Source organism: Variovorax sp. UC74_104, from assembly GCF_044055375.1.
Classification (GTDB): domain Bacteria; phylum Pseudomonadota; class Gammaproteobacteria; order Burkholderiales; family Burkholderiaceae_C; genus Variovorax.
The window spans coordinates 4,341,999-4,363,107 of the sequence record NZ_CP171978.1; the positions used below are offsets into that span (position 1 = coordinate 4,341,999).

The window sequence follows — 21,109 nt, forward strand, 5'->3', positions numbered from 1 at the left end:
AAAGCCAGATGACGCAAAGGACACGCCCATGAACGTTTCCGCCTGGTCCATACGCAACCCGATTCCGGCGGTGATGCTGTTCGTGCTGCTCACCTTCGGTGGGCTGCTGTCGTTCAACGCGATGAAGGTGCAGAACTTTCCGGACATCGACCTGCCGACCGTGACGGTCTCGGCATCGCTGCCCGGCGCCGCACCTTCGCAGCTGGAGACCGACGTCGCGCGCAAGCTCGAGAACTCCATCGCCACGGTGCAGGGCCTGAAGCACATCACCACCAAGGTGCAGGACGGCGCCGCCACGCTGATCGTCGAGTTCCGCCTCGAGAAGCCGGTGCAGGAAGCCGTGGACGACGTGCGCTCCGCGGTGCAGCGCGTGCGCGCCGACCTGCCGGCCGACGTGCGCGACCCGGTCGTCACCAAGCTCGACTTCGCGGCCCAGCCGGTGCTGGCCTTCACCATCGCCTCCTCTGCCATGGATGCCGAGGCGCTGAGCTGGTACGTCGACAACGACGTCACCAAGAAGCTGCTCGCGCTGCCCGGCGTGGGCGCGGTGAACCGCGTGGGCGGCGTCACGCGCCAGGTGCACATCGACCTCGACCCGTCCAAGCTGCAGGCGCTGGGAGCCTCGGCGGCCGACATCTCGCGCCAGCTGCGCCAGGTGCAGACCGAGAGCGCGGGCGGCCGCTTCGACCTGGGCGGCAGCGAGCAGCCGGTGCGCACCATGGCCACGGTGAAGTCGGCCGACCAGCTCGCCGACATGCAGATCGTGCTGAGCGACGGCCGCCGCATCCGCCTCGACCAGGTGGCACGGGTTAGCGACACCATCGCCGAGCCGCGCGCCGCCGCCTTGCTCAACGGCAAGCCGGTGGTGGGCTTCGAGGTGGCACGCAGCCGCGGCGCCAGCGAAGTGGAAGTGGGCCACGCGGTGATGAAGGCGCTGGCCGACATGCGTGCCGCGCGCCCCGACATCGAGCTGACCGAGGCCTTCAACTTCGTCGACCCGGTGGAAGAGGAATACAACGGCTCGCTGCACCTGCTGTACGAGGGCGCCATCCTCGCCGTGGTGGTGGTGTGGCTCTTCCTGCGCGACTGGCGCGCCACCTTCGTCTCTGCCATCGCGCTGCCGATGTCGGTGATTCCGGCCTTCATCGGCATGCACCTGCTGGGCTTCTCGGTCAACGTGATCTCGCTGCTGGCGCTGTCGCTGGTGGTGGGCATATTGGTGGACGACGCCATCGTGGAGGTCGAGAACATCGTGCGCCACCTGCGCATGGGCAAGACGCCCTACCAGGCGGCGATGGAGGCGGCCGACGAGATCGGGCTGGCGGTTATTGCCACCACCTTCACGCTCATTGCCGTGTTCCTGCCCACGGCCTTCATGAGCGGCGTGGCCGGCAAGTTCTTCAAGCAGTTCGGCTGGACGGCATCGCTGGCGGTGTTCGCGTCGCTGGTGGTGGCGCGGGTGCTCACGCCGATGATGGCGGCCTACATGCTCAAGCCGGTGGTCACCGCCGAAACGGAACCAGGATGGATGCGCTGGTACATGCGCGCCGTGACCTGGAGCACGCACAACCGCTTCAAGACGATGGTGCTCGCCACCCTCTTCTTCTTCGGCTCGCTGGCGATGATCCCGCTGCTCAAGACGGGCTTCATTCCGCCGGACGACAACTCGCAGACGCAGATCTATCTCTCGCTCGCGCCCGGCTCCACGCTGGCGCAGACCACGGCCGCGGCGGAAGAAACGCGCAACCGCGTGATGAAGATCCAGCACGTGAAGAGCGTCTACACCACGGTGGCCGGCGGCAGCGCGGGCGGCGACCCGTTCGCGAACTTCGGCACGCCCGAGACGCGCAAGGCCACGCTCACCATCAAGCTCGACCCGCGCGGCGACCGGCCGCGCAAGCAGGTGATCGAGAACCAGATCCGCGCGGCGCTCGAAACGCTGCCCGGCGTGCGCAGCACGGTGGGCCTGGGCGGCTCGGGCGAGAAGTACATCCTGGCGCTCACCGGCGAGGACCCGGTGGCGCTGTCGAGCGCGGCCAGCGCGGTGGAAAAAGACCTGCGCACCATCCCCGGCCTGGGCAACATCACCTCCACCGCGAGCCTGATCCGCCCCGAGATCGCCGTGCGCCCCGACTTCGCCCGCGCCGCCGACCTGGGCGTGACCAGCTCGGCCATCGCCGAGACGCTGCGCGTGGCCACGCTGGGCGACTACGACCAGTCGCTCGCCAAGCTCAACCTCGCGCAGCGGCAGGTGCCGATCGTGGTGAAGCTGGAAGACTCGGCCCGCAAGGACATCGACCTGCTCGGGCGCCTGTCGGTGCCGGGCACGCGCGGGCCGGTGATGCTGAACCAGGTGGCTTCGCTCAGCATGGAAGGCGGCCCGGCCGTGATCGACCGCTACGACCGCTCGCGCAACGTGAACTTCGAGATCGAGCTCTCGGGCGTGGGCCTGGGCGACGCGAAGGATGCGGTGCAGAAGCTGCCGTCGATCCAGAAGCTGCCGCCGGGCGTGCGCATCGCCGAGGTGGGCGACGCCGAAGTGATGACCGAACTGTTCGCCAGCTTCGGCCTGGCCATGCTCACGGGCGTGCTGTGCATCTACATCGTGCTGGTGCTGCTGTTCAAGGACTTCCTGCACCCGGTGACCATTCTTTGCGCGCTGCCGCTCGCGCTGGGCGGCGCCTTCGTGGGCCTGCTGATCGGGCAGAAGGCGCTGTCGATGCCCTCGCTGATCGGCCTGATCATGTTGATGGGCATCGCGACGAAGAACTCCATTCTTCTGGTGGAGTACGCCATCGTGGCGCGCCGCGACCACGGCATGAACCGCTGGGACGCCCTGCGCGACGCCTGCCACAAGCGCGCGCGCCCCATCATCATGACCACGCTGGCCATGGGCGCGGGCATGCTGCCCATTGCGGTGGGCTTCGGCGCGGCCGACTCCAGCTTCCGCTCGCCGATGGCGATGGCGGTGATCGGCGGGCTGATCACTTCCACTGTGCTGAGCCTGCTGGTGGTGCCGGCCGTGTTCACCTACATCGACGACATCGAGCACTGGATCAGGCGCACCGTTCGCAAGCTGCGCGGGCAGCCGGCCGATCCGCACATCGACGACGATCTGGTCGAGACGCCAGCACCGGGACGGTAGATAGAAGCTCCCGGCAGAAACGAAAAAAGCTGCGGTAATGCCGCAGCTTTTTTTTGGCCAGGCCCCGGATGAGGCCTTGGGAAGATCAGGCGTCCAACTGCGCCAGCTTCGCCAGCTTGCGTTCGCTCATGCGCTTCGCCAGGCGTGGCAGGATCAGCACGGCCACCACGATGACGACCAGCGCGATCGACATCGGGCGCTGGAAGAACACTGCTGCGCTGCCCTCGCCGATCGACATGGCGTTGCGCAGCTGCGCTTCGGCCAGCGGGCCGAGGATCATGCCGACCACCACGGGAGCGGTCGGGAAGTCGAAGCGGCGCATCACCACGCCCAGGATGCCGATGGCGTACAGCAGGAACAGGTCGAACGCGCTCTGGCGCATGCCGTAGGCCCCCACCGTCGCGAAGATCAGGATGCCGGCGTAGAGCTGCGGCTTCGGAATCTTCAGCAGCTTGACCCACAGACCGACCATCGGCAGGTTCAGCACCAGAAGCATCACGTTGCCGATGTAGAGCGACGCGATCAGCGCCCATACCAGCGCGGCCGAGGTGGTGAAGAGTTGCGGCCCCGGCTGGATGCCGTAGTTCTGGAACGCGCCCAGCAGGATGGCGGTGGTGTTCGAGGTCGGAATGCCCAGCGTGAGCAGCGGGATCAGCGCGGCCGTCACCGTGGCGTTGTTGGCGGCCTCGGGGCCGGCCACGCCTTCGATGGCGCCGGTGGTGCCGAACTCGGCCTTGGCGTCCTTGTCCTTTGCCAGCTTCTTCTCGGTGGCGTAGCTCAGGAAGGTCGGGATCTCGGTGCCGCCGGCCGGAATGCAGCCGAAGGGCGTGCCGATGGCGGTGCCGCGCAGCCAGGCGGGAATGGAGCGCTTCCAGTCGCGCTTGCTCATGTGCACGCGGCTGAGCTTGTTCTGGCCCTCGACCACCTTGCCTTCATACAGCACGGCGTACAGCACCTCGGCCACGGCGAACAGGCCCACGGCCACCAGCACGATCTCGATGCCGTCGAGCAGCTCGGGAATGCCGCCGGTGTAGCGGCCCTGGCCCGAGATCTGGTCGAGGCCGATGCAGCCCGCCGCGAGGCCGACGAACAGCGCCGTCATGCCGCGCAGCGTGCTCTTGCCGAGCACCGCGCTCACCGTGGTGAAGGCCAGCAGCATCAGCATGAAGTATTCCGGCGGGCCGAGCTTGACAGCGAATTCGGCCACGAAGGGCGCGAACAGCGTGACGATGACGGTGGCGATGGTGCCGGCCACGAACGAGCCGATGGCCGCCGTGGCGAGCGCCGCGCCCGCGCGGCCGCTCTTGGCCATCTTGTTGCCCTCCATCGCCGTCACCATGCTCGCGGTCTCGCCGGGCGTGTTCAGCAGGATGGAAGTGGTCGAGCCGCCGTACATGGCGCCGTAATAGATGCCCGAGAAGAAGATCATCGAGGCCGTGATGTCGACCTTGCCGGTGATCGGCAGCAGCATGGCCACCGCCACGGCCGGGCCGATGCCGGGCAGCACGCCGACGGCCGTGCCCAGGGCGCAGCCGACCAGGCACCAGAGGAGATTGACGGGGGTGATGGCGGCTGCGAAGCCGGCCATCAGGGCGTTGAAGATTTCCATGTCAGATCCACCCGGTGTTGGTGAGGCCAGGCAGGTTGATGGCCAGGAATTGCGTGAACATCCAGAACACCGGGGCGGAGATCACCGCGCCGGTGATGAAGTCGGTCGCCCAGGTGCGCGGCGAATTGACGCCGACCTGCCCGCTCGCGCGTCGCAGGCCCTGCACCGCCAGCAGGTAGCACAGCGTGCAGCTCAGGATGAAGCCCAGCGTGGTGATGAGCGCTGCGTTGAGCAGCAGGCCTGCCGACACCCAGATGAAGCCGGGCCAGTAGGCATGCTCGGCGCCCGATGGCGCATCGAGTTCGCGGAAACCGCCGGTGCGCGCCTCCCACAGGATCCAGGCGCCGCACAGCACGAGCACCACGGACACCAGCCAGGGCAGGAAGTTGGGGCCGACGCCGCCGTAGCCCGCGTCGGAGGAAATGCCGATGGCGCCGAAGGCCAGCGCCAGGCCGGTCAGCAGCACGCCGGCGCCGACCAGGGTTTGCGGCCAGGTGGCCGCGGGTTGCGGCGGAGCCGAGGAGTCTGGAGTTGTCATTTTTTCTCCCGGGATGTGGAGCTGGATTTGAAAACGGCACGCTGTCGTCTCTTGCGAGGACAGCGCGCCGTGGAGCGGACCAATGGCTGCGGCGCGAGCCGCAGGATCAGATCATTCCCGACTTGGTCATGATGGCGCGCAGGCTGGCGAAGTCGTCGTCGACGAACTTGGCGAAGGCGTCGCCCGAGAGCACGGCCGACGTCCAGTCGTTCTTCTTGAGCGATTCGGCCCACGAGGGGCTCTTCATGGCGGCCAGCACCATGTCGGTCAGCGCCTTGCGCTGCTCGGCCGAGATGCCGGGGGCGCCGTAGACGCCGCGCCAGTTGCCGATCTCGACGTCGATGCCCTGCTCCTTCAGCGTGGGCACGTTCACGCCCGGCAGGCGCTGCGCGGAGGTGACGGCGATGGGCTTCATCTTGCCGGCGGCGATGTACTCGGCGAACTCGCTGTAGCCGCTGCCGCCGACGGTGACGTTGCCGCCCAGGACGGCGGCGGTGGCCTCGCCGCCCCCGCGGAAGGCGACGTAGTTGATCTTGGACGGATCGGCGCCGACCTTCTGCGCGATCATGGCCGCGGCGATGTGCTCGGTGGAGCCGCGCGAACCGCCACCCCACTTGACGCTGCCCGGGTCCTTCTTGAGCTGCTCGACCACGTCCTTCATGGACTTGAACGGCGAATTGGCCGGCAGCACGAACACGTTGTATTCGGTGGTCAGGCGCGCGATGGGCGTGGCCTGCGACAGGTTGACCGGCGGCTTGCCGGTGATGATGCCGCCCAGCATGACCGAGCCCATGACCATCAGCGCGTTGGCGTCGCCCTTGGAGCCGTTGACGAACTGGGCCAGGCCCAGCGCGCCGGCGGCGCCGCCCTTGTTGTCGTAAGTGACGGTGTCGGCCACCTTGGCGTCGGTCAGCGCCTTGCCCAGCGCACGGCCGGTGGTGTCCCAGCCGCCGCCCGGGTTGGCGGGGATCATCATCTTGACGTTGGCGGCCGCGCGCGCCGACAGTGGCAGGGCTCCGACGGCGGCCATGGCGGCCAGTGACTTCAGAAAGGTGTCGCGACGCATGCTTGGGTCTCCTGATTGGAAGGAACTTGAAAGGAAGCTGACTTGTAGCTGAGCGCTATCATGCGCCGCCCCGCTGTCAGTTGGCTGTCCGCCAGACTGGGGAAAACACCAAAGTACGCACCCCGAAGCCCCACGTATGAAGCTGCTGCTGGTCGAAGACGACCCCACGATGCAAATCACCCTGCAGCGCACCCTCGGGCGCCGCCGCATCGACGTGCGCGTCTGCGGCGACGGTGCCGAGGCCGTCTCGCAGTGGCGCGCCATCGAGCCCGACGTGGTCGCCCTGGACCTGAGCCTGCCCAACGTCGACGGCCTGCAGGTGCTGGCCCAGGCCCGCGCCGAGGGCCTGCGCACGCCGGTGCTGCTGCTGACCGCGCGCGGCACGGTGGGCGACCGCATCGTCGGCCTGAACGCCGGTGCCGACGACTACCTGCCCAAGCCCTTCGACCTCGACGAGCTGGAAGCCCGCATCCGCGCACTGCGCCGGCGCAGCCACGGCGCCACCGGGCCGGACGCGGGCCTGAACCCGCAGGAGATCGGCGGCCTGCGCTTCGAGCCCGACAACGGCGCCATCTACAACCGCGCCGAACTGCTCGAGCTCACCCCGCGCGAGCTGGCGCTGCTGAAGGCGCTGATGATGAAGCCCGGCCACGCCGTGACCAAGGAGCGCCTCTTCGAGCTGGTGTTCCCGGGCGAGACCGACGTGCAGTACGAGGCCATCGAGGTGGTGGTGTACCGGCTGCGCAAGAAGCTGGCGGGCACCGGTGCCGTGCTGATGACGATGCGCGGGCTGGGCTACCTGCTGCGCCCCGAGACATGACTCACCCCCAGGCTGCGCGCACTCCGTGTCGCTTCGCCAACCCCCTTGCAGGGGGCAACGCCTGCAAGCCCGTTCGATGACCCGCGCGATCTCGTTGCGCGCGCGGCTGCTGCTCGGCATCCTCGCGCCGGTGGCGGTGTTCATCGTGATCAACAGCGTGAGCCTGTACCGCCAGAGCTTGGCGGCGGCCACCACAGCCTACGACCGCACGCTGCTGGCGTCGGCCAAGACCATCGGCGAGCAGCTCGACGTGGAAGGCTACGACGACATGGCGCGGCTGCGCGCCATCGTGCCCTACTCCGCGCTGGAGGCCTTCGAGGCCGACAACCGTAGCCGGCTCTTCTACCGGGTCTCGGCGCTCGACGGCGAGATGATCTCGGGCTTTGCCGAGCTGCCCTTCTGGCGCGGCCGCATCCCCGACCGCAGCGCCTACGCGGCCCTGGTCGACTTCTACGACGCGCAGTTCCGCAACCAGCCAGTGCGCGTGGCGGTGCTGCTCCAGCCGGTGGCCAGCGCCACCGGCCGCGGCATGGCCGTGGTGCAGGTAGCCGAGACGCTGGAGATCCGCGAGACGCTCGCGCGCAAGCTGCTCATCGACACGCTGTGGCGCCAGCTGCTGCTGATGGGCGTGATCGCGCTGGTCACGGTGTTCGTGGTGCAGCGCGCCACGCGGCCGGTGCGCGAACTGGGCGAGGCCATCGGGAGGCGCCAGGCCGACGACTTCTCGCCCATCGACGCGCCCGACGCGCCGCGCGAACTGCGCCCGCTGATCGACGCCACCACGCAGGTCATGGGCCGGCTGCAGCGCCTGCTCGACCACCAGAAGCGCTTCGTGCGCGACAGCGCCCACCAGCTGCGCACGCCGCTGGCGGTGCTCAAGGCGCAGGTGCAGTCGGCGCAGCGCGGCGACGTGGCCCCCGAACAGGCGCTGCACGAGATCAGCGGCACCGTGGATCGCGCGACCACGCTCGCCAACCAGATGCTGTCGCTGGCCAAGGTGGAACAGCTGCGCCAGCAGCCGGAATCGGTGACGCTCGATTTCGCCGAGGTGGCGCGCAACATCGCGCTCGACCTGTCGCCGCTGGTGGCCGACAAGGCGCTCGACTTCGAGCTCGCCATCGACGAGCCCGTGCCGGTGCGCGCCCACCAGTGGATGCTGCACGAACTCACGCGCAACCTGCTGCACAACGCGATCAAGCAAAGCCCGCCGGGCGCCGCGCTGTCGGTGGCGGTGCGCGCGGAGGGCCCCGACGCCGTGCTCGTCGTGCGCGACGGCGGCCCCGGCATCTCGCCCGAGCTTCGCCAGCGCCTGTTCGCGCCCTTCTCGGCGGGCAGCACCTCCAGCGGCTCGGGGCTGGGGCTGGCGATCTGCCGCGAGATCGTGCTGGCGCTGGGAGGGAGCATCAGCCTGGACAACCGCATCGCCCCCGACGGCAGCGAGCGAGTCGTTGGGCTGGACGCCGTCGTGCGCCTTCCGCTCGCGCCGCCGCAGCCGGCGCCGTCGCGGCACAATGCCTGACCTCCACTCCTCGACTTTCATGGACCGTCTGCGCATCGACAAATGGCTCTGGGCCGCCCGCTTCTTCAAGACGCGCTCGCTGGCCGCGGAGGAAATCGGCAAGAACCGCGTGCAGGTGAACGGAGACATCGCCAAGGCCTCGCGCGAGGTCAAGGCGGGCGACACCGTCGCGATGCGCATGGGCCCGCTGACGCGCACGGTGACGGTGCGCGGCCTCAGCGGCCAGCGCGGGCCGGCGCCGGTGGCGCAGCATCTCTACGAGGAAACGGCCGAGAGCCTGGCGGCGCAGGCTGCCTTCAGGGAAATGCGCCGCGCGGGCATCGAGCCGGCACTGGCCATCGAGCAGGGCCGCCCCACCAAGCGCGACCGGCGCGAGCTCGACGGCGCGGTGCGCCGGCACACCGATTGGGACAGCCGCTGGAGCGCCTCGCTGCCGCCCGAGGACGACGAGCGCTGACGGCAGGCCGCCGGATCGATCGCTTACGCTGTCGGCTTCGTTGTTCTTCACGGAGTCCCGCTTCATGGCCAGCTTCAAGAAATACCGCGTCGGCGGCAAGTTCAAGCTCTCGCACGTCGACCCCGGCGACACGCCCTTCTGCGAAGGCGACGAAGCCACGCAGCGCGCCGAGGTCGATGCGCTGGCGGTGGAACTCGACGAGCTGCAGGACCTGCTGAATGCCGAAGGCCGGCGCAAGCTGCTGCTGGTGCTGCAGGGCATGGACACCAGCGGCAAGGACGGCACCGTGCGCTGGGTGTTCTCGCGCACCTCGCCGCTGGGCGTGCGCGTGACCGCCTTCAAGGCGCCGACCGTGGACGAGCGCGCGCGAGACTACCTCTGGCGCTGCCACGCCGTGGTGCCGCGCACCGGCGAGATCATGGTGTGGAACCGCAGCCACTACGAGGACGTGCTGGTGCCCGTGGTCGAAGGCTGGATCGACAAGGCCGAGGCCAAGCGCCGCTACGCGCAGATCAACGACTTCGAGCGGCTGCTCACCGAGACCGGCACGGTGGTCGTCAAGTGCATGCTGCACATCGACAAGGACGAGCAGCGCGAGCGCCTGCAGGCGCGCATCGACACGCCCGGCAAGCAATGGAAGTTCAGCATGGACGACCTGGAAGTGCGCACCAAGTGGGACGCCTACCAGCAGGCCTACCAGAACGCACTGGCCGCCACGTCGACGGAACATGCGCCCTGGTACGTGGTGCCCGCCAACAGCAAGCGGCACCGCAACGTGATGATCGCCCGGCTGCTGGTGAAGACGATGCGCCAGATGAAGCTCAAGCCGCCGCCGCCGGACCCGGCGCTCAAGGGAATGATCGTCAAGTGACGAGCCCGGGGCCGGCGGAGCGGCCCGGCCCGGGGTTCAGGCTCAGGAGCGGCGGATGACGGCCTGCGCCAGCACGCGGCACTTGCCGAACTCGCAGCGCACCGCCCAGGTGCCGCCGTTGTCGCAAGGCACGTTGTAGGTTTCGTAGCCGGGGCCCTTGGCCGTGAGCTCGGCGCGCGGCTGCAGGTTGCAGCGGCCGGCCTTGGCCAGCGTTTCGACGTTGTAGGTGTCGACGCCCGTGCGGCGCGGCTTGACGATCACGCCCGGATCGAAGGTGTTGCCGTAGAAGGTGTCGCGCACGTTCGGGTCGAGATTGCGATAGCCGCGCTTGGCCATGCAATGCACGACGGCGATCTGCTGGTGCTCGGCGATGAGTTCCGAGCTGGGGCGGCCGTTCCAGTCGATGATGGCCGCGGTGATGCCGGTGTACGAGGCCGCGGCCACGATGCCCTGCCCGTACACGGTGATCAGCCCCACGCCCAGCGCGCCCCACATGGCGTCGCCGGTTTCGCTGCGGGCCGAAATGCGGGTGGCGGCGGTGCGGCAGTCGGCCACGTCGTTGTCGTAGCGCACCTTGTCGACGCCTTCCATGGCGACCATCGGCACATAGGAAGTGCCCGTGCCCGTTCCGGGCTCCGTGGGGGTGACCGGAGCGCTGGCGCAACCGGCCAGGGCCACGGCGGCAAACGCAATGCTCAGCAACAGCTTCATGCAATCCCTCGTCTTCTTCGCGATAGTTGCGCGGATTTAACCATACATATAGTTACTCTTGAATCGTCTTGTCGTGAATGCACGACGACTGCCCCCGCCGGCGCGGCATGCGACCATGCCGGGCGCAAGCCCCGCCACAAATGAAGATCCAGACTCCCGGCAAGCTCCTTTTCCCGTTCCTCACCGGCTGCGTGATGGCCCTCCACCCCTTCTGCGCGACGGCGCAGACGCCGGCCGACCTGGCGCGCAGGAATGCCTGCATGGCCTGCCACGGCCTGGTCCACAAGCAGGTGGGTCCGGGTTTCGCGCAGATCGCCGAGCGCTACCGCGGCGACGGCGAAGCCGCAACGCGGCTGGCCGGGAAGATCCGCAACGGCAGCGTCGGCACCTGGGGCCGCGTGATCATGCCGCGGCAGACACAGGTTTCCCAGGCCGACGCGCAGGCGCTCGCGCAATGGATCCTGTCGCAACCCACACCGCGCTGAGGCCCATCCCGGGGCGCAAGCTCGCCCGGCTGGTAACAAAGTGAGAAAATAGGTTACACAAACCTCCGCCCCCGCTTCGGCCGCGGCACTTTGCAGCCTTCCTTGAACTACCGCCCCGCACCCTTCTTCGCCCACGTGGTGCTCGTTCTCTCGATGGCACTGCTGGGCATCGTCGGCGCCTACCTGGTCGGGGCGACCGGCGTACGGCAGTCCGACGCGCTGCTGCACATGACGCACGCCGATTGGCAAGTCGAGGATGCATCGGGCTTCAGCACGCCGCCGCCCCGGCAGGACAGCAGCGCCCTGCCGCGGAACTGGAAGAAGGTCGAACTGCCCCTGGCCCTGCCGATCGCGCTGCTGCGCCAGGCCGAGAACACTTCCACCAGCACCACGCGCACCACCTGGATCAGGCTCGGCACCCGCGGCCTGCCGGCCAGCTCCGGCCCGCTGGCGCTGTACGGCGCGCGCATCAAGACCGACGGCACCATCGCGGTCTATGTCGATGGCCAGCTGGTCCATCGCGCGCAGCAGTCGGGCCCGCTGTGGAACAGCACCCGCACGCCGCTTTGGGTTCAGCTCGACGACCACGGCGCCGGCGGCAACGGCCCGCCGGCCGAGATCCTGCTGCGCCTGGAGCACACCCGCGGCGCCCAGGTGGCGCTGTCCTCGCTGTGGATCGGCCCTGTCGATGCGCTGCGGGGCCGCCACGGCATGCGCCAGTGGCTGCAGCAGGAGTTGCCCGCGATGCTCGGCGCGGCGTTCATGGCGGTGGGCGTGTTCGCGCTCTTCGTGTGGTTCAGGCGCCGCGACGAAACGGGCTATCTGCTGTTCTTCAACCTCGCGGCCACGTCCTTCATGCGGGGGCTGCACTTCTACGTGAGCCTGCCGGTCCTCAACGACTGGTTCGCATGGCTGACCGTCAACTCGCTCTTCTGGCTGGTGATGGTCGTGCACTTCTTCCTGCGGCAGCTGCATGGGCGGCAGCTCGTGTGGCTCACCCGCGGCGTGGTCGCGACGACGACGGCCATCGGCATCGTCACGATCCCCGGGCTGGCGATCGTGCAGAACACGCCGCAGGTGACGCCGCTGATCTACGCGGTGGCGGCGCTCATGGGCACGGCGGTCTGCCTTGTGGGTGCCGTCAGCGCCTGGCGCCGCTCCACCGAGGGAAGGCTGGTCGCGGCCGGCATCGGCGCCTGCGTGCTGCTGGGCATCACCGACTGGCTGCTGCAGAACAATTTCATCAGCCCCGAGGGCTGGTATCTGGGCGCGTACACCAACGCCGTCACCTTCAGCGTGTTCGGCGTGCTGATGTACCGCCGCTACATCCATGCGATCGGCGAAGTCGAGGAACTCAACGCGAGCCTCGCGCAGCGCCTGCACAAGCGCGAGGCCGAGCTGGAAGACAGCCACCGCCGGCTGCGCGAGATCGAGCGCCGGCAGACCATCAGCGACGAGCGCCAGCGGCTGATGCAGGACATGCACGACGGGCTGGGCTCCTCGCTGATCAGCGCCATCCGCTCGGTCGAAGGCGGCGGCATGAGCGACGACAAGGTCTCGCAGATCCTCAAGAGCTGCCTGGACGACCTGAAGCTCACGCTCGATTCGCTGGAGCCGGTGGAGGCCGACGTGCTCCTGCTGCTGGCCACGCTGCGCTACCGGCTGGAGCCGCGCCTCGAAGGCACCGGCGTCTCGCTGCGCTGGGAAGTGCAGGAGCTGCCCGCGCTGGAATGGCTCGATCCGTCGAGCGCGCTGCACATCCTGCGCATCGTGCAGGAGAGCATCTCGAACATCCTGCGCCACACGCGCGCGACCGAGATCCGCGTGGCCACCTCGCTCGACGGCGCGGGCGTGCGCGTGACCATCGAGGACAACGGACAGGGCTTCGACGTCGCCAAGGCCATGGCCGCGTCCTCGGGCCGGGGCCTGCAGAACCAGCGGCGGCGCGCGCATTCGATCCGCGGCACCGTCGACTGGGAATCCCTGCCGACGGGGACGCGCTTCGTGCTGTGGCTGCCGCTGCGGCGCGAGGCTCAAGCGGCCTGAGGCACGGGCGCCACTTCGGCGCGCGAGACGATCTCGCGCAGATCGGCGCCGTCTGCCAGCGTGCCCATCACGCCGGCGTGCCGTCCGCCCAGGCGCGATTCGATGAAGCGCCGGGCGACCGCGCCGTCGCCGTGCCTGAGCATCTCGCTCGCCTGCAGCGCGAGGGCCATGCGCGTCACGATGGCGCGCGAGTTGCCCTCGTCGATGGCTCCTCCCGCAAGGTCGTCGCGCAGTTTCGCAATGAACTTCGCGTGCGCCGCATCGCCAGCCGCCTGCGGAGGCGAAACCTCGTCCAGGAAGACTTCGAGCGCCCCCTTCTCGCGTCCGAGCGCGCGCACCACGTCCATGCACATCATGTTGGTGGTGCCTTCCCAGATCGAGTTGAGCGGCGCCTCGCGATACAGCCGCGCGATCGGGTTCTCCATGATGAAGCCGTTGCCGCCGTGGACCTGCAATGCCTCGTAGACGAAGTAGGCCGCGCGCTGGCAGTTCCAGTACTTGACCACCGGCGTCGCCACGCGGGCCAGAAGCCGCTCGCGTTCGTCAGACGCCATGCCGTCGGTCGCGCGCGCGACGCGCATCGCCGACAGCATGGCCGCCTCGCTTTCGAGCGCGAGGTCGGCAAGCACGTTGGTCTGCATCGGCAGGTCGGCCATGCGGCGGCCGAAGCCGTCGCGCGTCGATGCGTGGCCTATGGCCAGCGTCAGCGCCTGCCGCATGAGGCCGGCAGAGCCGACGGCGAAGTCGAGCCGCGTCAGATGCGCGTGCGTGAGGATCTCGCGGATGCCGCGCCCTTCTTCGCCGACCAGCATCGCCCAGGTCTTGTTGAACTCGACCTCGCTCGATGCGTTGGAGCGGTTGCCGCACTTGTCCTTGAGGCGCTGCACCGCGACGCGGTTGGCGCTGCCGTCCGGCAGGAAGCGCGGAACGAAGAGGCAGCTCACGCCCGATTGCGTCCGGGCCAGCGTGTAGAAGCCATCGGAAGTCGGCACCGAGAAGAACCACTTGTGGCCCGTGATGCTGTAGACCTGCACACCGTTGTCGGTGCCGACGAAGGCCGCGGTGGTCTGCGTCTGGCGCAGGTCGGAACCGCCCTGCTTCTCGGTCATGGCATAGCCGATCACCGCGCCGGTCTTCTGCGACAGAGGCAGGCGTCGCGGGTCGTACCGGCCCGAGAGCGTCTTCTCTCTCCACGGCGCGAATTCCGGCCGCCCTTCGAAGCCGGCGCAGGCCGCATACGCCATGCCGGTCGGGCAGCCCGTGCCGTTCTCGACCTGGTTCCACAGATAGCTCAGCACCGCGCGCGCGAAATGGCCCGAGCGCTCCGTGGTCGTCCATGCGAGGCCGGGCACGCCATGCGCGAAGGCCAGGCTCATCAGCTGGTGCCACGCGGGATGGAACTCGACCCAGTCCAGCCTGTTGCCGAAGCGGTCGTGCGTACGCAGTTGCGGGTTGTGCTCGTTGGCCAGTCGCGCGAGATCCTGCACCTGCTCGTCGCCTGCCAATGCACCGACGGCCGTCGCGTTCGGAATGCTCCACGGTGCATGCTTCCTGGTTAGTTCCCGTAGAGCAACGTCGCCCGTGAACGCGTTGTGGCCGATGCATGGCTCGGCCTGGTTGAATACCTTGTGCGTTTCGACGCCGTCGGCCAGCGAAAACTGAAACGCCAGTTCTGTGCTCTCGAGAGGCATGTTCATGAAAGATCTCCATGGAATGGCTTTGCGCCGCGAAGCATGGTGAATCATTCGCCGCGATTCGTGAATCTGATCTTTCCCGGGGCAATGCGGGCGGCCCGCAAAATGGCATAGCGTTTGCTTGAAACGAGCCGCAGCGACCGGAAGCTCCCCGCTTCACCCAAGATCGCGCTGTAATCACCGGAAAGAGACGGCCTTGCTCACCATTCAGGTGCCATCGACCGGTTGAACGAAGGGTGCGTTGCAACCGCTGATCCAAACGGAGGTTTTCGTTGGCCAAGCTGGACCCTCTGAACACGTCGCGCTACTGGCATGCATCCGGCATCCCCGGCATGGACATGCTGCACGCCGACTTCACCACGCACGAATACGCGCCGCACGTGCACCATTCCTTCGTGATCGCGGTCACCGAGGTCGGAGGCGCGGAATTCAAGAGCCGCGGCCGCACGGGCATCGCCGATCAACAGGCTCTGCTGGTCTTCAACCCTTCGGAGCCCCACTCGGGCCGCATGGGCGGAAGCAACCGGTGGCGATACAGGGCGCTCTACCTGGCCGACCCGGGCATCAGGCACCTGATGAGCACGCTGGGCATCGACCAGACTCGGTACTTTGGTTCCAACATCTACGACGACCCGGAACTCATCGCCTGCTTCCTGGAGTTGCATCGGGCCTTCGACGGAGACAGCGGCCAATGGGACCCGCTGCGGCAGCAGGAGCTCTTCGTCCACAGCTTCGGCACGCTCTTCCAGAACCACGCGCAGCCCGGCCAGCGCGTGCTTCCGGTGCCGGCGGATGCGAGCGTGCTCGCGCCGGTGCTGGAGCTGCTGCGCGATGCCTTCGCGGAGCGCCTGACCCTCGAGCAGATGGCGGCCGCGGCCGACCTCACGCCCTTCCAGCTGATCGGCGCGTTCAACCGCACGATCGGCCTGACCCCGCACATGTACCTGACGCAGCTGCGGCTGAGGGCCGCTATCGGTCTTCTCACCGCGGGCCGCCCGCTGATCGAGGCCGCGGTGGCGAGCGGCTTCTACGACCAGAGCGCCCTCACCCGGCACTTCAAGCGCACCTTCGGCATGACGCCCCTGCAGTACGTCCGCGCGCGGATCAACTGAGGGACTGAAAGGCCGAGAGCCTGACTCGCCCCGCGGTACGAGCCGGGGCCTCCACTTTCCCCATACCACCCCGCGCGGCATGACCGCGCCGGGTCGGCTTTACCCGCGCGCGCCTGCCCTGGCACCTCGGCCGAATTCTTTCGGCCAGCTCTTTTTTGCCTCTTGCTGCTGTGCCGCAATTTTTACCAATACGGCCTCCGGCCCCCTGACTATCGTGCAACTAAATGGTTTCGGCCATTGCAAAGTAATCAGTTCGTTTTCAATAGCATTCAACCCACAGGTGACCCATGCAAAACGTCGATCGCGGCATTACTGGTTCTTCCCTCGCAGGTTCTGCAATCCTGCTGGAAATAGGCGCTGAATACGGAGTCATCGAATTCCTGCAGAAATCGCCCGTCGTGGATGCGGAATCGGCATCGCGCTCCTGCGGCATAAAGGAATCCGTCATTTCGGCCTACCTCGATTCGCTGAGCAAGGCCGGCATCATCGAGGACCTCGGCACAAAGACTCCGGCAACCTACAAGGTCGGCAGCAATTTCGACGAGCTGATCAACGAGGTCGGATATCTCTCGTGGGCGCTTCGCGCATGCGCGCCGCTGATCAACAACGCCAAGGAATTCTCGGAACGCAACGAGGAGGCGCAGGCCAAGTACCCGCGCAGCGGCGGCCTGGTGGCCCGCACGTCGAAGTGGATGGGGGAAAAGTCCTTCTATCCCCAGCCGGAGAACGCCATCGTCGCGATGGCACCAAGGAAAATCGTGGATCTTGGATCGGGCTCGGGCGGCTTCCTGATCCGCATGCTGCGCAAGATCCCCGGCTCCACGGGCGTGGGCATCGACCTGAGCGCATCGGCCACCGAGCAGGCCGTCCAGGCCGCCAAGGACGCCGGCATGAGCGACCGGCTGCAGTTCGTGACGGCCCCCATCCAGGTGCTCGTGGAAGACGCGTCGCTCATCAAGGACGCCGACATCATCCACGCCGGCTTCGTCATGCACGACTTGCTTCCGGCCGAAGAAGCGACGCTCGACGCATTGCTGCGCGCCTGCTGCACCTACGCCATCAAGGGCACGCTGATCATCGTCGACGCAATTCCGGTCGCCCAGTCGAATTGGGAAAAGCCGTTTGCGGCGGCATTCAACCATCTGCACAACCATTTCATGTCCAGGCGTCTTCTGAGCGAAGAGGAATGGACTGAAAAATTGTTCCGCGCGGGATTTTCCAATGTGCGGATCGAAGTACTCGATCACCCTGGAGGGCGCATGCTGATGGCAAGCAAGTAATCAAAGCAATTCATCCGTCAATTTTTTCCTCATGGCATTTTTTAACCAACCGTAATTAGGAGAAAGAAATGAGCGTTACCATTTCCGATCTGGTCGAAAGAGTTAAAAGTCATCGTTGCTATTCGCACCCGATTTTCAAGAATTGGGCGAAGGTCGAGCCGGAGCCGCCCGTCGTCGGGGCCCTTTTCCACCAGATCCAGAGCTTCTGTGCGTCGACCCGTCCGGGGTGGAACTTCCCCGAAGCCCTGAAGACGCACGGGCTGCACAGGCAAAGCGAGCTGCTCGAGGAAATCGTCGAGAGCGAATCGGGCCACGGCCCCGAACTGGCCACGATGGCCGGCTACATCGTCAACCAGTCGGCCGAACAGCCCGTCTTCGCGGACCTCTACAACCAGGAGAAGGTCGAGGCGAAGCTGAAGGCCTTCTCCGACCAGCTGCTCGGCTCCCTGCCCGGCTACGACATGGAGACCGGCCTGACCACGCAGGTCCGCAAGGCCATCGGCGTGTTCGACCACCGCAAGCTGACGGACATCGAGAACACTTACCGCAACCTCGGCACCACGCTGGCGCTGGAGATGATCTCGAACCAGCAGCTGATTCCCGGCGAGAAGTACTGCCTGGTGGACAGCGGCATCTACAACGCCGATCTCGAAGTGCCCGAGATGCACTACCTGCTGGAGCACTGGGGCGAAGTCGGCGCCGAGCAGCACCACGAGCAGAACGCACGCACCGCGGTCGAGCTCGCGCTGAAGACCGAATACGCGCACCTGGTCATCGAAGGCGCAGACGACTTCCTCGATTCGCTGACGGGCCTCTGGGACATCCTGGACGCGGCGCTGCTGCAGTCCGGCGTCGCGGCGCAGGCCCAGCAGCAGCGCAAGGTGGCCTACGTCTAACGGCGGCCCGACGGCATCTTCTGCGCGCTCGGACACAGCATTCATTCACCGAAGCGAGTCGGGTAGCCACATGGTCGCCTATCTGATCGGCCGGATGTCCATCGTGAATCCGGACCAGTACAACCAATACAAGCAACTCACGCCCGGCATCGTCGAGAAGTTCGGCGGCAGGTTCCTGACACGGGGAGGCGAGCGCATGCACCTTGAAGGCGCTCACGACGACAGGCGCGTGGTTCTTGTCGAGTTCAAGACCGCGGACGCGGCGAGGAAGTTCTACGAGTCGCCCGAATACACCCACGCAAGAGGGTTGCGAAAAGACGCAGCGGTCGACATGCAGCTCATGGTGATCGAAGGATTCGAAGAGCCCCTACGGCCCTAGCTTCCGTCCTCGCCATGTCTGTCCTCCAGATCATTCACACAAACCGAGCGATACGGCCGATGGAGACCCGGTCGTATCGAACAGAACATGACGACAACCATCGCACTACCGGCTGCATCGAAGAGCAGCTTCTTCTCTTTCGTCGCGCTGCTATTGGGCGCGGCGGCATTGGCATTGGGGGGCGTCTTCCTGCGCCACAGCGAACTGCCTCCGACGGCCAGCGCGGTCTACCGGGTCGCACTCGCCATCCCGATCTTCTTCCTGCTCGACATGCTCGCGGCCAGGGCCGAGCCGGCGCCGGCGGGCGGGCAGCAATCCGCGCGGCAATCCACGCCGGGCATTCCCTTCAAGCTCATCCTCGTGGGTTTCATCTTCTCGGGAAACCTCGCGCTCTATCACTGGTCGATGACGCTGACCACGCTGGCCAACTCGAACCTGCTGGCCAACCTGGCGCCCATCTTCGTGGTGCTCGGCTCCAGGATCTTTCTCGGCAAGAGGTTCAAGCGGGGCTTCCTGTTCGGCATGCTGTTCGCGCTGACCGGCGCGTTCATCCTCATAGGCCACAGGCTCGACTTCGGCTCCAGCTACATGGCGGGCAACCTGCTGGGGCTGCTCACTGCCGTCTTCTACGGCTCGTATCTGCTGGCGGTCAGCCTCGTGCGCTCCAACTACCGGACGATGACGGTCATGGCATGGAGCAGCGTCGGCACCTTCATCGTGCTGCTGCCTATCACGCTGCTGCGCGGCGAATCGCTGGTGCCGCACACGCTGCACGGCGTGCTGATGCTGGTGGCGCTCGCCGTGGTGTCGCACGTCGGCGGCCAGGGCCTCATCGCCTATGCGCTGGCCAAGCTGCCGGCCGCGATGTCGTCGATCACGCTGCTGATACAGCCCGTCATCGCAACGGTGTTCGGCGCCTACCTCTTCCACGAGTACCTGAGCGTCACCGAGTTCGTGGGAGCCGTGGTGATCCTGGCCGGCATCGTGACGGCCCGGCGTTTCTCCTGAGCAGCAACCCGCAAGCAAGCATCCAAGCAACCCCGCATTCCGCACAACCCGAGGAATTCATGTCCCAGTATCTTTGCCACATCGAACCCGACCGCCTCCAGTTCGAAGCCGACGTCATCGCGCGCCGGCCGAACGCAGTTCTTCTCGACAAGTCCTACTTCTATCCGGGCGGCGGCGGGCAACTGGCGGATCGCGGCACGCTGCAATGGAACGGCAGCACGGTGAAGATCGACCGCATCGAGATGGAGGGCAAGAATGCCTGGCACGTCTTCGACGAAGCGGACATCGGCAAGGCCCCCGCCGACAAGGTGGTCGCCAGCGTCGACCACGACTTCCGCTTCATGATGAGCCAGCTGCACACCGGCCTGCACATCCTCAACGCCCTGGTCTACCAGCGCTTCGAGGGCTCGCTGGTCACGGGCGTGCAGATGGCGGCCGACGGCACGGCCCGCATCGACTTCGACCTGCCCGCGGTCGACAACAACGAACTGCGCAAGCTCGAACCGGAGCTCAACAGCCTGATCTCCGATGGCCTGCACGTGAACGCGGTCTACCTCGATTCCGCGGCGCTGTCGCGCGAGCCGGGCGTGCTGCGCAGCCGCTCGGTCGCGCCGCCTCCGCAAGACGATGGCACCACGCGCATCATCGAGATCGTGGGCCTCGACCGGCAGGCCTGCGGCGGAACGCATCTCGTGAAAACCTCCCAATCGTCACCGCTGCGCATCCTGAAGATCGAGAACAAGGGACAGCACAACCGCCGGATCCGCATCGGCCTGCTCAAGCAAGCCTAGGCGGCAGGACATGCAGGCCGAAGCACCTCGGGAGGCAGGCTCCTTCCGCCCTTTGCCCGAGGGCTTCCTGCCCTCGAACTGCACCTACTCCGAGCAGGACTGGCCCGTTCTGGCCAGGCAGTGGTTCCCGGTCTGCCGCGCAGACGATGCGCTCGCCAGGCCCAGGCAGGTGGTGGTGCTGGGCCTGCGTCTTGTCGTCTACCGGATGCCCGACGGCATCCGCGTCGGCCGCGACATGTGCCCGCATCGCGGGCTGCCGCTGAGCGGCGGCCGCATCGAAGGCGGGGAACTCGTCTGCGCCTATCACGGCCTGCGGTTCGGTTCCGACGGCCAGTGCACGAAGGTGCCGGAGAAGCTCGCGCCGAAGACGGCGGATTGCTTCAGCGTCACGATGTTCCCGGCAATCGAACGGCACGGCCTTGTCTGGACCTGCCTGATTCCGGAGGAAGGAACGGAGGTTCCCGATGGAACTCCGGACTCGCCATTCAAACTTTCCAGCGAATACTTCGCTGAGTCGATGATTTTCGAATTTCGCGACGGAAGCGGAATCGTCGAACCTGAAAATCATCAATCGCTGAGAAATCTCGGACTCTCCGAGTACCAAAGGCTTCTCTCGGGAATTGGCTTCGGCAGCGAGACAAGCCCTCTTCCCTCATCTGCCGCCTGATCCCCATCGGGGCGG

19 protein-coding genes are annotated in these 21,109 nt (G+C 66.9%); 14 read left to right on the top strand and 5 right to left on the bottom strand.

The annotated features are described in order from the left end of the window. The first annotated feature begins 28 nt into the window (after positions 1-28). Positions 29-3,145 carry an efflux RND transporter permease subunit gene (locus ACHMXA_RS20405; RefSeq protein ID WP_395316281.1) on the top strand — a complete coding sequence of 1,039 codons (3,117 nt, stop codon included), beginning with the start codon at positions 29-31 and terminating at the stop codon, positions 3,143-3,145. An 85-nt stretch (positions 3,146-3,230) separates the two neighbouring features. Here the strand turns inward: ACHMXA_RS20405 and ACHMXA_RS20410 are convergent, their stop codons facing one another. The 3 genes from ACHMXA_RS20410 to ACHMXA_RS20420 form a co-directional block, all read right to left on the bottom strand. After that, positions 3,231-4,754 carry a tripartite tricarboxylate transporter permease gene (locus ACHMXA_RS20410; RefSeq protein WP_395316282.1) on the bottom strand — a complete coding sequence of 508 codons (1,524 nt, stop codon included), beginning with the start codon at positions 4,752-4,754 and terminating at the stop codon, positions 3,231-3,233. Position 4,755: 1 nt separating this feature from the next. Next, a complete protein-coding gene (locus ACHMXA_RS20415) occupies positions 4,756-5,292 on the bottom strand; it encodes a tripartite tricarboxylate transporter TctB family protein (RefSeq protein ID WP_176666658.1) in 537 nt (178 codons plus the stop codon). Positions 5,293-5,398: 106 nt separating this feature from the next. Continuing rightward, a complete protein-coding gene (locus ACHMXA_RS20420; RefSeq protein WP_176666659.1) occupies positions 5,399-6,358 on the bottom strand; it encodes a tripartite tricarboxylate transporter substrate binding protein in 960 nt (319 codons plus the stop codon). 136 nt (positions 6,359-6,494) lie between these two features. On the opposite strand from ACHMXA_RS20420, the gene ACHMXA_RS20425 reads away from it, so the two are divergent. The 4 genes from ACHMXA_RS20425 to ACHMXA_RS20440 all read left to right on the top strand — a co-directional run bounded on the left by ACHMXA_RS20425 (position 6,495) and on the right by ACHMXA_RS20440 (position 10,025). Next, the gene (locus ACHMXA_RS20425) at positions 6,495-7,178 is read left to right on the top strand and encodes a response regulator (protein WP_395316283.1); all 684 of its coding nucleotides are present in this window, start codon (positions 6,495-6,497) and stop codon (positions 7,176-7,178) included. Between the two features lie 76 nt (positions 7,179-7,254). Continuing rightward, positions 7,255-8,697 (top strand): sensor histidine kinase, encoded by a 1,443-nt coding sequence (locus tag ACHMXA_RS20430; RefSeq protein ID WP_176666661.1) that lies wholly within the window; start codon positions 7,255-7,257, stop codon positions 8,695-8,697. A 19-nt stretch (positions 8,698-8,716) separates the two neighbouring features. After that, the gene (locus ACHMXA_RS20435) at positions 8,717-9,154 is read left to right on the top strand and encodes an RNA-binding S4 domain-containing protein (RefSeq protein ID WP_176666662.1); all 438 of its coding nucleotides are present in this window, start codon (positions 8,717-8,719) and stop codon (positions 9,152-9,154) included. Positions 9,155-9,218: 64 nt separating this feature from the next. After that, on the top strand, positions 9,219-10,025 hold the full coding sequence (locus tag ACHMXA_RS20440; RefSeq protein WP_176666663.1) for a PPK2 family polyphosphate kinase: 807 nt from the start codon (positions 9,219-9,221) through the stop codon (positions 10,023-10,025). Positions 10,026-10,067: 42 nt separating this feature from the next. Here ACHMXA_RS20440 and ACHMXA_RS20445 read toward each other — a convergent pair whose 3' ends face one another. Then, the gene (locus ACHMXA_RS20445; protein WP_176666664.1) at positions 10,068-10,736 is read right to left on the bottom strand and encodes a hypothetical protein; all 669 of its coding nucleotides are present in this window, start codon (positions 10,734-10,736) and stop codon (positions 10,068-10,070) included. Between the two features lie 140 nt (positions 10,737-10,876). On the opposite strand from ACHMXA_RS20445, the gene ACHMXA_RS20450 reads away from it, so the two are divergent. After that, complete coding sequence (locus ACHMXA_RS20450) at positions 10,877-11,221, top strand: c-type cytochrome (protein WP_176666665.1); 345 nt, start codon at positions 10,877-10,879, stop codon at positions 11,219-11,221. A gap of 102 nt (positions 11,222-11,323) precedes the next feature. Further along, on the top strand, positions 11,324-13,267 hold the full coding sequence (locus tag ACHMXA_RS20455) for an ATP-binding protein (protein ID WP_395316284.1): 1,944 nt from the start codon (positions 11,324-11,326) through the stop codon (positions 13,265-13,267). Here ACHMXA_RS20455 and ACHMXA_RS20460 read toward each other — a convergent pair. Then, positions 13,255-14,964, bottom strand: a complete 1,710-nt coding sequence (locus ACHMXA_RS20460; RefSeq protein ID WP_371132234.1) for an acyl-CoA dehydrogenase family protein — start codon at positions 14,962-14,964, stop codon at positions 13,255-13,257. The genes ACHMXA_RS20455 and ACHMXA_RS20460 overlap by 13 nt on opposite strands. 269 nt (positions 14,965-15,233) lie before the next feature. Here ACHMXA_RS20460 and ACHMXA_RS20465 point away from each other — a divergent pair, with 269 nt between their 5' ends. From ACHMXA_RS20465 to ACHMXA_RS20495, 7 genes are all read left to right on the top strand, one after another. Continuing rightward, positions 15,234-16,073 (top strand): AraC family transcriptional regulator, encoded by an 840-nt coding sequence (locus tag ACHMXA_RS20465; protein WP_176666666.1) that lies wholly within the window; start codon positions 15,234-15,236, stop codon positions 16,071-16,073. 287 nt (positions 16,074-16,360) lie between these two features. Further along, on the top strand, positions 16,361-17,353 hold the full coding sequence (locus tag ACHMXA_RS20470; protein WP_176666667.1) for a class I SAM-dependent methyltransferase: 993 nt from the start codon (positions 16,361-16,363) through the stop codon (positions 17,351-17,353). Positions 17,354-17,421: 68 nt separating this feature from the next. Further along, complete coding sequence (locus tag ACHMXA_RS20475; protein ID WP_176666668.1) at positions 17,422-18,249, top strand: hypothetical protein; 828 nt, start codon at positions 17,422-17,424, stop codon at positions 18,247-18,249. A 70-nt stretch (positions 18,250-18,319) separates the two neighbouring features. Then, positions 18,320-18,628, top strand: coding sequence for a DUF1330 domain-containing protein (locus tag ACHMXA_RS20480; protein ID WP_176666669.1), 309 nt, complete (start codon positions 18,320-18,322; stop codon positions 18,626-18,628). An 87-nt stretch (positions 18,629-18,715) separates the two neighbouring features. Next, entirely contained in the window at positions 18,716-19,636 is a 921-nt protein-coding gene (locus ACHMXA_RS20485) for a DMT family transporter (RefSeq protein ID WP_176666670.1), read from the top strand. 59 nt (positions 19,637-19,695) lie between these two features. Next, positions 19,696-20,427 carry an alanyl-tRNA editing protein gene (locus ACHMXA_RS20490; RefSeq protein ID WP_176666671.1) on the top strand — a complete coding sequence of 244 codons (732 nt, stop codon included), beginning with the start codon at positions 19,696-19,698 and terminating at the stop codon, positions 20,425-20,427. A 10-nt stretch (positions 20,428-20,437) separates the two neighbouring features. Beyond that, a complete protein-coding gene (locus ACHMXA_RS20495; RefSeq protein WP_176666672.1) occupies positions 20,438-21,094 on the top strand; it encodes a Rieske 2Fe-2S domain-containing protein in 657 nt (218 codons plus the stop codon). The last annotated feature ends 15 nt before the right edge of the window (positions 21,095-21,109 follow it).